This is a genomic window from Streptococcus sp. CCH8-H5 (assembly GCF_001556505.1).
GTDB lineage: Bacteria > Bacillota > Bacilli > Lactobacillales > Streptococcaceae > Streptococcus.
Genome location: NZ_LSIZ01000085.1, coordinates 1 through 496 on the forward strand (window position 1 = coordinate 1; position 496 = coordinate 496).

1 protein-coding gene is annotated in these 496 nt (G+C 37.9%); it reads right to left on the reverse strand.

Going from position 1 to position 496, the window contains the following annotated elements:
• Positions 1-496 (reverse strand): Spy0128 family protein (locus tag AX663_RS05485; protein WP_156430766.1); only part of this gene is annotated, 496 nt, incomplete at both ends.

Consider the following 496-nt stretch of genomic DNA (forward strand, 5'->3'; position numbering starts at 1 on the left):
CTACTGATTGGATGTTGTCCTTGTTAGCTGCGTCAAATTTAGTTGTATCCAACCACACTTGGTAAACAAGTTTATCACCACGTTTAACTGACTTCGTATTGATGTTTTCTGCCTCGTTGTTATCAGTTTTATCAACGTAAGGATTAGCTTCTGTTTCAGTGTATTTGTTTGTTAACTCTGAATCATCATCAAGAAGTTTGTTATCTGTGATTGAATATTTCTCTGTATTCAATACATATTTCTCTGGTTGGAACTTAGGCTCAGTTGGAGGTGTTACTACGTTGTTGAACTCTTTATCAGCGATATCACCAACAGTTGCCACAAGAACTTTAGCTGTACCGTCGTGAGAAACAGTTACTGTTACATTCGCTTTCATTGTATCGTATGTAACGGTTGCGTCTGTTCCTTTAACTTCTTCTACTGTGTAGTTGTGAACACCCGCTTGTTCTTTCTTGAATTCGATAGCTGAGAACTTAACGTTTCCATCTGCATCGTT